The sequence below is a fragment of the Streptomyces sp. NPDC048696 genome, assembly GCF_043198895.1.
GTDB lineage: Bacteria > Actinomycetota > Actinomycetes > Streptomycetales > Streptomycetaceae > Streptomyces.
In genome coordinates, this window is sequence record NZ_JBICVJ010000010.1 from 1 (window position 1) to 13,625 (window position 13,625).

The 13,625-nt window shown below is 71.8% G+C and carries 14 protein-coding genes; 6 read left to right on the forward strand and 8 right to left on the reverse strand.

Features of this window, described 5'->3' with window-relative positions; genetic code table 11:
* Positions 1-127: 127 nt before the first annotated feature.
* On the reverse strand, positions 128-628 hold the full coding sequence (locus tag ACGFRG_RS21610) for a flavin reductase family protein (protein ID WP_393266113.1): 501 nt from the start codon (positions 626-628) through the stop codon (positions 128-130).
* Positions 625-1,632 carry a beta-ketoacyl-ACP synthase 3 gene (locus tag ACGFRG_RS21615; protein WP_393266116.1) on the reverse strand — a complete coding sequence of 336 codons (1,008 nt, stop codon included), beginning with the start codon at positions 1,630-1,632 and terminating at the stop codon, positions 625-627. Before ACGFRG_RS21615 ends, ACGFRG_RS21610 begins: the two co-directional genes overlap by 4 nt.
* 232 nt (positions 1,633-1,864) lie before the next feature.
* Between ACGFRG_RS21615 and ACGFRG_RS21620 the strand changes: the two genes are divergently transcribed.
* The 3 genes from ACGFRG_RS21620 to ACGFRG_RS21630 all read left to right on the forward strand — a co-directional run bounded on the left by ACGFRG_RS21620 (position 1,865) and on the right by ACGFRG_RS21630 (position 4,393).
* Entirely contained in the window at positions 1,865-2,470 is a 606-nt protein-coding gene (locus ACGFRG_RS21620; RefSeq protein ID WP_361434185.1) for a response regulator transcription factor, read from the forward strand.
* Positions 2,471-2,633: 163 nt separating this feature from the next.
* A complete protein-coding gene (locus ACGFRG_RS21625; RefSeq protein WP_361434187.1) occupies positions 2,634-3,419 on the forward strand; it encodes an AfsR/SARP family transcriptional regulator in 786 nt (261 codons plus the stop codon).
* Positions 3,419-4,393 carry a 3-hydroxyacyl-CoA dehydrogenase NAD-binding domain-containing protein gene (locus ACGFRG_RS21630; protein ID WP_393266120.1) on the forward strand — a complete coding sequence of 325 codons (975 nt, stop codon included), beginning with the start codon at positions 3,419-3,421 and terminating at the stop codon, positions 4,391-4,393. Before ACGFRG_RS21625 ends, ACGFRG_RS21630 begins: the two co-directional genes overlap by 1 nt.
* 72 nt (positions 4,394-4,465) lie before the next feature.
* Here ACGFRG_RS21630 and ACGFRG_RS21635 read toward each other — a convergent pair whose 3' ends face one another.
* The 3 genes from ACGFRG_RS21635 to ACGFRG_RS21645 form a co-directional block, all read right to left on the reverse strand.
* Complete coding sequence (locus ACGFRG_RS21635; protein ID WP_393266123.1) at positions 4,466-4,948, reverse strand: nuclear transport factor 2 family protein; 483 nt, start codon at positions 4,946-4,948, stop codon at positions 4,466-4,468.
* Positions 4,945-5,832 (reverse strand): SDR family oxidoreductase, encoded by an 888-nt coding sequence (locus ACGFRG_RS21640; protein ID WP_393266126.1) that lies wholly within the window; start codon positions 5,830-5,832, stop codon positions 4,945-4,947. The genes ACGFRG_RS21635 and ACGFRG_RS21640 overlap by 4 nt, the downstream gene beginning before the upstream one ends.
* A 186-nt stretch (positions 5,833-6,018) precedes the next feature.
* Positions 6,019-6,522 carry a MarR family winged helix-turn-helix transcriptional regulator gene (locus ACGFRG_RS21645; RefSeq protein ID WP_361418395.1) on the reverse strand — a complete coding sequence of 168 codons (504 nt, stop codon included), beginning with the start codon at positions 6,520-6,522 and terminating at the stop codon, positions 6,019-6,021.
* A gap of 104 nt (positions 6,523-6,626) precedes the next feature.
* On the opposite strand from ACGFRG_RS21645, the gene ACGFRG_RS21650 reads away from it, so the two are divergent.
* Both ACGFRG_RS21650 and ACGFRG_RS21655 read left to right on the forward strand, forming a co-directional pair.
* Positions 6,627-8,141 (forward strand): MFS transporter, encoded by a 1,515-nt coding sequence (locus tag ACGFRG_RS21650; RefSeq protein WP_393266129.1) that lies wholly within the window; start codon positions 6,627-6,629, stop codon positions 8,139-8,141.
* 217 nt (positions 8,142-8,358) lie between these two features.
* The gene (locus ACGFRG_RS21655; protein ID WP_393266132.1) at positions 8,359-9,531 is read left to right on the forward strand and encodes a hydrolase; all 1,173 of its coding nucleotides are present in this window, start codon (positions 8,359-8,361) and stop codon (positions 9,529-9,531) included.
* A gap of 78 nt (positions 9,532-9,609) precedes the next feature.
* On the opposite strand, the gene ACGFRG_RS21660 is transcribed toward ACGFRG_RS21655, so the two are convergent.
* The 3 genes from ACGFRG_RS21660 to ACGFRG_RS21670 are packed head-to-tail and all read right to left on the reverse strand — an operon-like array spanning position 9,610 to position 12,243.
* Positions 9,610-10,608, reverse strand: a complete 999-nt coding sequence (locus ACGFRG_RS21660) for a DUF6081 family protein (protein ID WP_393266134.1) — start codon at positions 10,606-10,608, stop codon at positions 9,610-9,612.
* A gap of 34 nt (positions 10,609-10,642) precedes the next feature.
* Positions 10,643-11,326 (reverse strand): HAD family hydrolase, encoded by a 684-nt coding sequence (locus tag ACGFRG_RS21665; protein ID WP_361418407.1) that lies wholly within the window; start codon positions 11,324-11,326, stop codon positions 10,643-10,645.
* Positions 11,323-12,243, reverse strand: a complete 921-nt coding sequence (locus tag ACGFRG_RS21670) for a pseudouridine-5'-phosphate glycosidase (protein ID WP_393266137.1) — start codon at positions 12,241-12,243, stop codon at positions 11,323-11,325. The genes ACGFRG_RS21665 and ACGFRG_RS21670 overlap by 4 nt, the downstream gene beginning before the upstream one ends.
* Before the next feature lie 269 nt (positions 12,244-12,512).
* Here ACGFRG_RS21670 and ACGFRG_RS21675 point away from each other — a divergent pair, with 269 nt between their 5' ends.
* Positions 12,513-13,622, forward strand: coding sequence for a DUF6081 family protein (locus ACGFRG_RS21675; protein ID WP_361418413.1), 1,110 nt, complete (start codon positions 12,513-12,515; stop codon positions 13,620-13,622).
* Positions 13,623-13,625: the final 3 nt, after the last annotated feature.

The window sequence follows — 13,625 nt, forward strand, 5'->3', positions numbered from 1 at the left end:
CCGCCTTGCAGCATTGGGGTCTCCCCTGCTCGAACGAAGTTGAGAGCTTGGGGAAGCACCACACCCCCACTCACCAGCACCGAAACGGCGGCCCGCACCGAAAGCGGCCAGATCCACCGGACAGGCCCTAGGGCCGCAGCGTACGGAACGCGCGATCGTGGTGGACGAGCGGCGCGCCGTTCCGTACGCGTACGTCCGTGACCCTGCCCACCAGGATCAGGTGGTCACCCGCCTCGTACCGGGCGTGGACCCGGCAGTCCAGTGCGCACAGCGCGTCGGCAACCGCCGGTTGCAGGGCCCGAGTTGTCGTCATCTCCTCGGGCAGGAACTTGTCGGCGCCGCTGCGGGCGAAGCGGGTGGCGATGTCCTGCTGGTCCTCGCGCAGGACGCTCACCGCGAACTCACCGCACTCCGTGAACGCCCCGTAACCGCTGGCGCTGTGCGCCACACACACCAGGATCAGCGGCGGTTCCAGGGAGACCGAGCAGAACGAGGTGGCGGTGAAGCCCCAGGGTCTGCCGGCCGCGTCCCGGGTGGTCGCCACCACCACGCCGGCGGCGCAGCGCGCCATGGCGGAGCGGAAGGTGTCGGAGGCCGTCGGACGTACGGTCGCGTTCCTCTCGGTCACGGCAGAACCACCACCTGGGCCGCGTAGTTGAGCCCGGCGCCGAAGCCGACGAGGAGGGCCGTGTCGCCGCTTCCCGCCTGGCCTTCGGCGAGCAGGGTCTCCAGGGCGAGGGGGATGGAGGCGGCGGAGGTGTTGCCCATGCGGACGACGTCGCGGGCCACCGCGGTACGGGGACCGAGACCCAGGCGTTCCGCCATGAGGTCGATGATCCGCAGGTTCGCCTGGTGCGGAACGAAGGCTCCGAGTTCGGCGGGCGGCACATCCGCCGCGCTCAGCGCCTCGGCCGCAGCCGGCGCCACTTCGTCCATGGCCCAGCGGAAGATCCTGCGGCCGTCCATCCGCATCCACGGCCGTACGCCCGTACTGTCACCCCAGGCGGCGGTCATCCGCAGGGCTTCGCTGTAGGCGCCGTCCGCACGCCGCACCACCGGTCCGATGCCGGGTGCGTCGGCGCTCCCGACGACCACGGCTCCGGCGCCGTCGGCGAAGAGGAAGGCGCTGCCCCGGTCGGTCCGTTCCACGATGTCGGTCATCCGCTCGGCGCCGACGACCAGGACGGTGCGGGCGCTGCCCGCGCGTACCGCGTCGGAGGCGAGGGCGAGGGCGTGGCAGAAGCCCGCGCACGCGGCCGACAGGTCGATCGCCGCGGCCGCCCGGGCGCCGAGCGCGTGGGCGACCCGTACCGACAGCGGTGGTGTCTGGTCGAGTTGGGACATGCTGGCGAGTAGGACGAGGTCGATTTCCATGGGGTCGGCACCGGCGGCCGCGAGGGCTTTCCCGGCGGCCGCGAGGGCCATCGAGTGCAGTGTCTCGTCCGGCGCCGCGAAGCGGCGTTCGCGGATACCGGAGCGGGTCTCGATCCACTCCTCGGTGGAGTCGATCGCCTCGCACAGCTCGGCGTTGGCGACCGCCTGCCGGGGTCGATATCCGCCGATTCCGAGAATTCTGCTGTGCCCCCCGGCGCCGCCGGTATCCGCATGCCGGGCAGTCCTGACGGTTCGCATCAAACCCTCTCCACTTCAGCGTTCGGTATCCGTGGGAATGGGAAGCGGCCTCAGCGTCGGAGCGCCCGGTCGAGGAGTCCTTGAGCCGTACTCGGCGACGGCACCGGCCGGACTCTTACTCCGCTGCATTGTTTTGGCCGATAGTCGACCCTGGTGATCCACTGGCGCGGAGTAGTGTGGGCTGGCGGTACGGGGGGCGGGCGCGGACGATGAGACTGGGGGGAGAGCACTCGTGATACGCCTGCTCGTGGCCGAAGACGTGCACATGGTCCGAGGAGCGCTGGTGGCTCTGTTGGAGCTGGAAGCGGACTTCACCGTGGTCGCCGAGGTGGGCAGAGGTGATGAGATCGTGCCCACCGCGCTGCGCAGCCGTCCGACCGTGGTCATTCTCGATGTCGATCTTCCCGGCACCGACGGTCTGACCGCCGCCGAGCAATTACGCAAGAGCCTTCCAGAATGCCGGATTCTCGTCCTCACCGGGATCGGCAGACCCGCGATGCTGCGCCGGGCCCTGGACGGCCGGGTGGACGGGCTGCTCCTGAAGGACTCTCCGCCGGATGAGCTTGCCGACGCGGTACGGAAAGTCATGGCAGGTCAGCGGGTTTTCGACTCTGGGCTGGCGCTCAGCGCCCTGGACTCGGGGGCCCGGCTTCTCACCCCGCGCGAGACCGAGGTGCTGCGGCTGACCGCCGACGGCCACGACGCCGGTCACATCGCCCGGCAGTTGCATCTGTCGGTGGGGACCGTGCGCAATTACCTCACCACGATCGTGAGCAAGCTCAACGCGCGCAATCGCATCGACGCCATCAGGACGGCCCGGGAGTTCGGACTCCTGTGATTCCCTCGGCTCCCCCGATTCCCGCGATTCCCCAGGCGATTCACATGGTTGACCATTCAAACCATGAATAACTCCTGTGAGTCCATGAACATCTCACTGGGATCTCCATGAACCCTCGTGCCACACTCAAGGGCGTCAGCAATTCCCATATGGAGGTCCTCGCGTGGAAATCGAAGTATTGGGTCCGCTGAAGGTCCAAATCGATGGCGTTTCCATCGTGCCGAGCGCCGGCAAACCCCGCCAGCTGCTCGCGCTTCTCGCGCTGCGCGCGGGGCGGATCGTCCCGGTACCCACCTTGATGGAAGAGATTTGGGGCGAGCATATTCCGCGCAGCGCCCAGACCACCTTGCAGACTTACGTGCTCCAGCTGCGCCGCCTGGTCACCAAAGCCATTGCGGGCAGGGCGGAACTGTCCGCGAAGGACGTGCTCGCCACCCGTTTCGGCAGCTATCAGCTGAACGGGCCGGTCATGCACTTCGACTTCGGTACGTTCCAGGAACGGTCGGCGGCCGGAAGAGAGGCGCTGGCGGCCGGGGAGGACGCGAAGGCGTCCGCGCTCCTGGCCGAGGCGCTGGACCTGTGGCAGGGTCCGGCGCTGGCCGACGTGCCCGCGGGCAGCGTCCTGGAGACCGAGATCATCGGGATGAACGAGGCCAGGACACGCGCCCATGAACTCCGCATCGAGGCTGATCTGCGGCTCGGCCGGCACGGTGAACTCCTCGGCGAACTCCTGATGTTGACCGCCCAGCATCCGCTCAACGAGATCATCTGCGGCCATCTGATCACGGCGCTGTACCGGGCGGGCCATACCTGGCGGGCCCTGGAGGCGTTCCAGCGGCTGCGCACCACGCTGGTCAGCGAGTTGGGAGTGGAGCCGTCACCACGCGTACAACGGCTCCACCAACAGGTGCTCGGCTCGGGCCCGACGCCGCGACGGCAGGCCGCGTGATGAGCGCGCCCGCGCCGCACCCCGCGGCCACGTCCACGCCCCGCACGGCCGCCGTCCTCGGCACCGGCACCATCGCCCTCGGCTGGATCGCCCTGTTCGCCGCCAGAGGACTCCAGGTCCGTATCAGCAGCACCAGACCCGACGCGCGCGAGCATGTGACGGCCGCGCTCGGCCTGTACGCGCGCTCCTTGCCCGGGGGCGCGGCCGATCCGGAACGCCTGGCGGCGCGGCTCACGTTCTGCCGGGACGTGGCGGAGGCGGCGACAGGGGCGCAGGTCGTGCAGGAGAACGTACGGGAGGACCTGGCGCTCAAGCGGGACATCTTCCGGCAGGCGGCCGAGGCGGCCCCCGGCGCGCTGCTGCTGTCCTCCACGTCGACCCTGCTGCCCGCCGATCTCGGCGCCGCGCTCGACGAGCCGGGGCGGGTGATCGTGGGGCATCCGTTCAACCCCCCGCACATCGTGCCGCTGGTGGAGGTCGTCGCCGCCGAGGACGCCAAGCCGGCGGACGTCGAGGCGGCCGTGGACTTCTACCGGTTCCTGGGCAAGACGCCGGTGGTGCTGCGCCGCGCGGTTCCCGGGTTCGTCGCCAACCGGCTGCAGTCGGCGCTGCTGCGCGAGAGCATCCACCTGGTGCGCGAGGGCGTGGTCACGGTGGGCGAGCTGGACGAGATCGTCACCGCGTCCATCGGCTCCCGCTGGGCGGTCGCGGGACCGTTCCGCGCCTTCCATCTCGGCGGCGGCCCCGGCGGCCTGCGCCATCTGATGGAGCATCTGGGCGAGGGCCTGGAACGCAGTTGGGCCGGGCTCGGGAATCCACCGGTGGACGAGCTCACCGTGGAGACGATGCTCACCCAGGCGGACGAGGCGTTCGGCCCCTACCCGTACGAGCCGCTGGCGGCCTGGCGGGACCGGGCGCAGAACGCGGTGATCGCGGCGGTCGAGGCGGTGGGCCCGCCGCGGGCCGCCGACTGATCCGGAGCGGACGACTCGGGGGTGGCCGGGGGCGAAAGCCCCCGGCCACCCCCATAGGTATATCCGTCCGACTCAGTCGAAGAGTTCCTGATCCTGCGTCACCTTACGGCTGCGGGTGCGCAGTTCACCGTCCTCGCGGACCAGTACGTCCCGTACCACGCAGCTCGGCGAGATGACCGGCTGGGCCTGGCCCGGCCTGGTGGTCACGACGAGTGCGTAGAACTCGGTGTGCACGGTGCCGTCCGCCTTCTCCCGTACGTCGAGCATGTTGAACCAGTGGCGGCGCTGGACCGGGGACGACTTGAAGCGCTGCTCGTTGTACTCGCGCACCTCCTGTGCGATGCCCGCGTGTCCGCGCGCCGGGGGAACGCCCGGGGAGTGCGCGAACACACCGTCCTGGGTGAAGGTCCGGGCGAACGGCTCCGCCCGGACCGCGTCGAGGAGGTGCGCCTGGCGGGCGTAGAACAGCTGGACCTCGGCGTAGAGTCCGGATCCTGCCGGGCCGGGCGCCGGTGCCTGCGCTGCGGTGTCGGTGCTGCGTACTGCGGTGTTCACGATGCCTCCACGATGGACTGCGCCCGCTCGGGGGCGCTGAATGCTGCGGCGTGGTCCCGGGCCCAGGCCCGGAAGGACCGGGGCGTCGATCCGGTGATCTCCCGCACGCTCGCCACGACGGGCAGTCGGCGTTCGATCAAGTAGCGCTCCACTTCGATGAGTTGACGGGCATACGCCTCGGGCAGCCGCCCCGCGACCAGGCGCACCCACTGCTCCGGCGCGATCCGCGCCACCCTCAGATCACGGCCCAGCACCTCGCCGAGGACGCGTACGCGCGCGTGGACGTCGAGCGCCTGCGGCCCGGAGAGCGGCAGGATCCTTACGCCGGCCGGTCCGGGTCCGAGGAGCACGGTGGCCGCGACCTCGGCGATGTCGCGCGGGTCGATCACCGGCACGGCGAGGTCGGGGTGGACCGCGCCCACCACGTCGCCGGCCGCGAGGGCGGGAGCCCACTGGAGGGCCAGCGAGGCGAAGGGGCCGGGGCGCAGCACGGTGAGCGGCAGGCCGGTGGCCCGCAGTCGCGCCTCTCCCTGTACGTGCTTGACGAAGAGGGGGTTGTCGAAGCCCGGCCCCCGGGGGGCGTCGGCGGAGACGGCCACCAGCTGCCGCACGCCTGTGGCGTGGTACGCGGCGTGCGCGAACGCCTCGCCCGCGTCCTCGGCGAGCAGGACGAAGGCGGCGTCCACCCCGTCCAGCGCGGACTTCAGCGAGGCGCTGTCGGTGAGGTCCCCACGGGCGATCTCCACGCCCGGGGGCAGCAGCGCCGCCGCGCGTTCGGGGCTGCGGCACAGGGCGCGGACTCTGCTGCCGTGCGCGAGCAGCCGCCCGACGAGATGCCGGCCGACCGTCCCGGTGGCCCCGGTGACCAGTACTGCGTGCCCCATGCGCCCTCCCGGCGTCCGGGGAGCGGGCGGGGTGCCCGTTCCCGCGCACAGCTCAGGGGCCGGGGCTCGAATCCCGCTCCAGCACGGCTCGTTCGGCGGGCCGGGACCGCCGGAGCGCGACTCGCCCGGCCACGGCTCGGTCCGTCACGCCGGGGCGGGGCCGGGAAGGTCACACCCGATCGCGGGTCACTCGGCCGCTCCGGAGGCCCCGCTCTCGTACGCCTCCATGGTGCGTACGAACATCGCCCGCTCCTGCGGGGTGAGCGGATCGAGGGCCTTCTCCCAGGCGTCGGCGCCGCGCGCCAGCCAGCTGTTGATGGCCTCGCGGGTCTCCGGGTCCTCGGTGAGGGAGACGATCGTGCGCCGCCGGTCGGAGGGGTCGGCCTTGCGCTCGACGACGCCCTGGCGGCTGAGGTCGGCGACCATCAGGCTCACCGTGGTGGGCGCGACCTCCAGGCGGGCGGCGAGTTCATTGACGAGGGCCGGGCCGTCGAAGACGAGGTGGGACAGCAGGGAGAGATGGCGCGGGGCGAGGTTCATCGAGCGGAGCTGCTCGGGGACGGTGGTCCGCTTCAGCCGCTGTGCGACACGCGGCATCAGCACGAGCATGGCCCGGATCGCGTCGTCCCGGCTCATCCCGGACTCCCGCGCGGCACGCCGCTTCTGCTCCGCCTCGCGCTCCGTTGACATCCTGCCGACCCCCTTATAGCTTTGCTTTCAAAGCAAACTCTCTCTTTGCTCGTCCACCCTACCGGACACGTGCGCTCCGGGCCTGCTCAGGAAAGGGATGGCCCATGTCCTTAGCCTCATCTCCCGCCACCGCCACAGCCGAGTTCAACCCCCGGCGATGGGCGGCGTTCGTCGTCACGCTGTCGGCGGTCTTCATGGATCTGGTGGACACCACCGTGATCAATGTCGCGCTGCCCTCGTTGAGGCGGGAACTGCACGCGTCGAGCACCCAGCTCGAATGGTCCATCGCCGGCTACGTGCTCGCCTTCGCCTCCGGAATGATCACCGCGGCCCGCCTCGGCGACCGGTTCGGCCGGCTGAAGATCTTCCAACTCGGCCTGGCCGCCTTCACCGTCACCTCCGCGCTCACCGGCCTCGCGGTCAACCCCGAGATGCTGGTGGCCGCCCGGATCGCCCAGGGCGCTTCGGCCGCCCTGATGGTGCCGCAGGTGCTCGCCATGCTGCGCGTCGAGTTCCCGGCCGGTGAGCAGTCGAAGGCGGCGGCGATCTTCGGCCTCAACTTCTCCATCGGCGGTGTCGGCGGCCCGCTGATCGGCGGACTGCTGCTCAACGCCGACCTCTTCGGGCTCGGCTGGCGGCCGATCTTCTTCGTCAACATCCCCATCGGCATCGCCGCGTTGATCGCCACGCACTACCTGTGCCGCGATTCCCGCGCCGAACACGCCGCCACCACGGACATCCCCGGCCTGGCCATCGCCACCGCCGCCGTCGTCGCGTTGCTCTACCCGCTGGTCGAGGGGCGCACGCTGGGCTGGCCCTGGTGGAGCTTCGCGCTGATGGCGGCGTGCCCGGCGCTTCTGTGGGTGTTCGCGTGGTACGAGCGCGGTGTCACCCGGCGCGGCCAGGCACCCCTGATCGATCCCCAACTCCTGCGTGAACGGGCCCCGTTGGGCGGACTGCTGGTGGCCGTGCTGTTCTTCGCCGGTACCGGCTACACCCTGGTGATCACCGTGCATCTGCAGACCGGCCTCGGCTTCTCGCCGCTGCACACCGCCTTGAGCATGGTGCCGTTCGCCGTCGGCGTGGGGCTGTTCACGCCGTTCGCGCCGAAGATCCGCCAGTTCGGCAGGCCGGTCGCCGTCGTCGGCTCGCTGATCGCGGCGGGCGGCATGGGCCTGGTCCTCGCGGCGTTCAAGCGGTACGAGATGGGCCTGCACTCCTGGCAGATCGTGCCCGGTCTGCTGATCGCGGGCCTCGGGGTCTCGATGACCTCGGGCGTGCTCATCACCACGGTCCTGGCCAAGACCCCGGGCCGGCACGCGGGAGCCGCCGCCGCACTCGTGAACACGGCTATCCAGATCGGCGTGGCGACCGGCATCGCCATCGTCGGCACGGTGTTCTTCGGGCACCTCGACGACAAGGGCAACCCCGTGGACGCAGCCGTCGCCGGCCTTGTGACCGTGGTGATCCTGTGGGTGCTCGCCGCACCGGCCGCGCTCATCCTGCCGCCCGGGCGCCTGGTGTTCGCACCCGCGTCCGCCCCCAAACCCCCGCAGCGGGAAGAGCCCGCGCCCGCCGGTTCGGAACCCGTTACGTCCGCACGGCCCGCGTCGGACTGACACCACCCCCTCAGACACGGTCCGCGGCATCCCCCGACGCGGTCCGTCCGGTCTCCCCGGTCGCCTCCGTCGACCGGGGAGACCGTTTTCGCGTGCGCCCTGGAGGCCCGCTCGCTGCCTGTCGAGCGCTCGTCAAGGCACGTTCGACCCGTGCGGCCGACGCTCGGGCCTTCGTCCGTCGCAGGCAGTGCCGCGACACTCCCGAGGGGAGCCCCCGTTGTCCGAAACAATGTCCAACTCGGTTGCAGCAACGTCGAGTTCGGCACAGACCACGTCACTCCGACCGCACGAGGCGGCGCCGCTGGCCGCCGAACACGCCCGCGAGGGCGACCGGGACCGGCGTCTGCACCCCAAGGTGCACGAGGCGCTGCGCGGCGCGGGTTTCGCCCGCCACTTCGTGCCCGCCCGCTGGGGCGGTGACCAAGGCGGTTTCCTTCACTGCTTCGAAGCCGTCGTCCACATCGCGCGGGAGGATCCCTCGGCGGGCTGGTGCGCGTCCGTCACGGCGACGCTGTCGCGGATGGCGGGCTTCCTGCCCGAGGAGGGGCAGCGGACCGTCTGGGCGGACGGGCCCGACGCCCTCGTCGTGGGCGCCCTCGTCCCCGGCGGCAGCGCCGAGGCCGCGCCCGGCGGCTGGGTCCTGAGCGGCCGCTGGCCCTATGTCAGCGGGGTCCACGCCTCCGATTTCGCCCTGCTCGCGGTCCAGGTACCGGTGCCCGGCGGCGATCCGGAGGTGCGGTTCCTGCTCGTGCCCCGGGCCGCGTACGACATCGAGCGGACCTGGGACACGGTCGGGATGCGCGGCACGGGCAGTGACACCGTTGTCCTGGACAGGGTGTTCGTCCCTCGGACCCACTCCTTCCTGCGCGGCGAACTGGCGTCGGGACGCGCGCCGGGCACCGCACCGGACAGCCTGTGCGTCCCGCTCCAGAACGTCAGCGGTCTCACCTTCGCGGCGCCGATCCTGGGTGCGGTGCGGGGGGCGGCCGAGGCGTGGTCCCAGGCGGTCGTCCGCAAGCGGGCCGCCCGCCCCGGGACGGGCCAGGGCGGCACGGTCGAGCTCGACCTCGCCCGCAGCGCCGCCCTCACCGACGCGGCCGAGCTGCTGCTCGCCCGCGCGGCGGCGGACGCGGACCGCGGGCTGCTCGCCGGCGAATGGGCGGGCGCGCGCGCCCAGCGCGACCATGTCGCCGCGGTGGAGCTGCTGCTGGACGCCGTGAACCGGCTCCAGCGCACCGGCGGCACCGGTGCCCAGTCCGTGCACGGGGAGCTCCAGCGGTTCTGGCGCGACGCCAACGCCGGCGCCGGGCACGCGGTCCTCCAATGGGAGCCCGCCGCACGCCGGTTCGCCGCCGCCGCTCTCGCCCAAACGGCCGCCGTGGACGCGTGAGAGCGCACGGGTGAGCGGGGCCGCCGGTGCGACACCGGCGGCCCCGCTCTCGTACGAGGTCGATGAACCGACGACGCGTTACGACGTCGGAGCGCTGCTCACCGTGAAGCCGCTGATGGTGAGCTCGGCGCCCTGGCCGAAGAGCCGGGTGGCGTCCCGGCTGTCCTCGTCGACGAAGGACTGCTCGACGGGCGCGCCCCGGTCGGGGCGGTAGTACGTGGTGGCCCGGGAGAGCCGGACCAGGCCCTTGCCGGTCGGCCAGGAGCCGTCGAGCAGGCTCAGCATCCCCATGCCGAAGCTGAGCTGGCGGGGCTCGACCAGGGTCGGGGTGCCTCCCTCGTCGAGGGTGAGGGTGTCCCGGCCCAGGGGGTGCCCGATCCGGTCGACGGTCAGGACGGTCTCGCCCTCCAGGAACCAGCGCACGGTACCGGCGGCCCGGTCGTAGGAGATCTTGACCCGGTGCCGGTCGCCGGGTGAACGCACGGCCAGCGGGACGGTGTTGGCGAACGAGCCGTAGCCGCCGAGGTGGCGCCGGGCGAAGTTGGTGCGCCCGTAGAAGGCGTGGACGCCCTTGTTGGTGAGGATGAAGTCGAAGGCGACCGAGGTCTCCGGGTCGATGGTGTTGAGCATCGCCCCGGCGAGCCGCAGATCGTCGTCCGGGTCGCTGACGGCGTCCCCGAAGGGGTGGCCCGAGGTGCCGTAGGTACGTCCGGACACGGTGGCCTCGACGGAGAGGATCCGTCCGGGCTCGGCGTCGAAGCCCTGGAAGCCCGCGGCGGACTGGCGGTTGACATAGGCGATCCACTTCGCGTGGTCGGCGAAGCCCGGGATCGAGCCGGGCTCGCCGTTCTCGCACGGGACGGTCCGGGTGAAGGCGGGCTCGCCGGTACGGGCGTTGCGCCCCGGGGACACCAGGTGCAGGCCGTCGCGGTCCGTGGTGAGCACCGCGTCGTCGGCGACATGCTCGGCGCTCGCCTGCACGAACCGCCAGGGGGCGGCCGCGCCGGACGCGCGCAGACCGTCCGCGAAGTCGTCGCGCCACAGGACGGTGGAGTCCGTCGTGGTCGGCTGGGTCATCTCTCAACTCCTCGTATGCATACGGTTGTTGGGTTCAGGCCAGGTCGGTCACGAGCGCGGCGACCGCACCGAAGGAGTCCACGACGCGCTCCGCGCCCGCCGTGATCAGTTCGGCCGCGTCGGCCACCCCGTACGACACACCGACGACCCGCATGCCGGCGGCGCGGCCCATGGCGGCGTCGGCGACGCCGTCGCCCACGACGACGCACTGGCCGGGGGTGAGGCCGAGGCCGTCGGCGACGAGCAGCGCCATCTCGGGGTCGGGCTTGCCGCGCCGTACGCTGTCGTGCCCGGCCACGACGTGGAACAGCTCGTACACGCCCATCAGGCGCAGCATCCGCTCGGCCGCGCCGCGCGGCTTGGAGGTGGCGAGGCCGAGCAGCACCCCGCGCGTGCGCAGGTGCTGGAGGGCGTCCGGGACATCCGGATAGGCCAGTTCCTCGGGGGCGATCCCCTGGAGATGCGCGCGGAACTGGCTCTGGTACTCGGCCACGGCCGCCGCCACCTCCGCGTCCTCGGGCGCGCACCCGAGCAACCGCGCGAAGTTCTGGTCCAGCGGCCTGCCGATCAGCGGGCGTACGGCGCTCTCGTCCGCGTCGACGCCCCGGGCCGCCAGCACCTTGAGGGTGATCGTCGCGATGGCCTGCGGTGTGTCGGCCAGGGTGCCGTCGAGGTCGAGGACGAGGCCCCGTACGCCCGGCATCGGCGCGCCCGTCATCGCCGAGCCTTCGCCGCCGCGCGCTCGGCGCTCAGCCCGACCGCGAACTCCCCCGCCACCCTGGCGGTCCCCAGCAGCACCGAGCGGCCCGCCGCCGCCGTGCGGCCCCGGGTCGCCTTGGAGACCGCGCGCATCAGGAAGGGGCTGACCCGGTTGCCCGTGACACCGGTGCGGTCCGCCTCCTGGAGCGCCTGCGCGATGGCCTCCTCGACGAGCGCCCCGTCGACCGCGTCGGCCTCCTCGACCGGAACGGTCAGCAGTACGGTGCCGCCGCCGTTGACCGACCAGTGGGTGCGCACGGCCCGCGCGGCCAGGCGCAGATCGTCGACGCGCTGGACCGGGATGTCGCCGCCGCGCACATAGAAGAGCGGCAGCCGGTCCGTGCCGTAGCCGAACACCGGCACGCCCGCCGTCTCCAGGTACTCGGCGGTCAGCCGCGCGTCGAGGATGCTCTTGGCGCCCGCCGAGACGACGGTCATCCGGGTGCGGGTGAACTGGAGCAGGTCGGGCGAGATGTCGAAGGTCTGCTGCGCCCGGCGGTGGACACCGCCGATGCCCGCGGTCGCGAACACCTCGATGCCCGCCCGCTCGGCGATCACGATCGTGCCGGCGACCGTGGTGGCGCCGAGGCCCCCGCCGGCGAGGGCGAGTCCGAGGTCGCGGGCGCTGACCTTCTGCACCCGCTCGGCGCTCCTGACCTGCTCGATCCGCACCGCGTCCATGCCCACCAGGACCCGGCCGTCGGCGATGCCGATCGTCGCGGGCACGGCGCCGGCGTCGCGCACCGACTTCTCGATGTCCAGGGCCAGTTCGAGCGTGGGGCTCGCGGTGATCAGGGAGGACTCCAGGGCGACCACGGGCCGCTTCTCCTCAAGCGCCGTGGCCACCTCGTCGGAGATCTCCAGGTATGGATCCATGCCGTCCATGCGTGTCCCGCCCTTTCCGTGGACGTCCGAAGAACCGGTCGGTACTCGCGGGATGCTTCGCAGCGCACCTCGAAGAGCGCTGGATCCGCTGTCGACACGGGGCCCCGGCGGTTCGAGCGGTAATCGAGGTCCCGCCGCGACGGTGACCCGGCGCGCAGCGTTCCAACCGCGCACTCGGCGTACGGACTCGGACGTACGCACCGACATGCGTACTCGACATACGTACTCGACGTATGGACTCGATATATGGAGGAGATCTCATGCCCGTAGAGGCTGGAGCGGGCCGACGGCCCTTTGCCCGGTCGCGGCGGATCGCGGTCGGCGTGGTGGCGGCCGCCACCGCGTGCACGGCCCTCACTCTGACCGGTGGTGCCCAGGCCGCCGACCGGGGCGCCACCGCCCGGTCCGAGAAGGTGCTGTTCCAGGACGACTTCGCGGCGGGTTTCGACGCCCAGCAGACGTGGCTGCTCGGCAAGGCCCACACCCCGGCCGGTGAACTCGCCCAGGGCGACGGCATCGTGACGTCCAACGCCAACGGCATCACCGTGGTGCCGACGGGCCGCAACGCCAGGACGGGCCGCCCCGCGTTCGCGGCGACGACCGGCCAGGACGCCACCGGCTTCGGCGGCGGCACCGGCGACCACCTCAAGTGGGTGGCGCAGCCGCGCGAGTCCGCGAAGAACGGTTTCGCGATCCCCGCCACCGGGTCCTGGAGCTGCACCACCGACCTCTCCGTGAAGACGGACGGCACCGAGAACCACCCCTTCGGCAAGGCGGTGACCGACCCGCAGTCGGACCCGCGGCTGGCCAGCGCCACCGTGATCACGGTGGACCACGCCTCGCACACCGTGGCCAACTTCTCGGTCACCAACACCGAGGTCCACGCGATCTACGAGCGGCTGCCCGTGGAGAACAGCACGTACGCCTCCTTCCACTACTCGGTGCCGGTCGCCAAGCGCACCCCCGGCCAGCCGGTCCGCCTCCAGGTCCGCTACGACGAGGGTGGCAAGCGGGTGACCTGGCTGGTCAACGGGAAGAAGGTGCTGTCCACCGACCGCATCGGCACGCTGGCGTTCGACCGCAAGTACCTGCGGATCGACCACGGCGGCAAGCCGGAGCAGGTCACGATGTCGTCGGTGCAGTGCGCCCTGGGCACCGGCAACCTCCTCGACGGCGGTGGCGGCGCGAACGACCGCGACAAGGCCGGTCTGGTCCGCCTGGAGGACACCCCCGGCTTCTACCTCGACCCCGCCAAGGGGGCGCCTTCCCCGCAGAAGTTCCACGACGACAAGAGCCTGGAGTCCAACCGGCTCTGGGGTCAGGGCGTCACCCTGAAGGTGCGCGACTTCAAGATCAGCACTACTGGCTGAGCC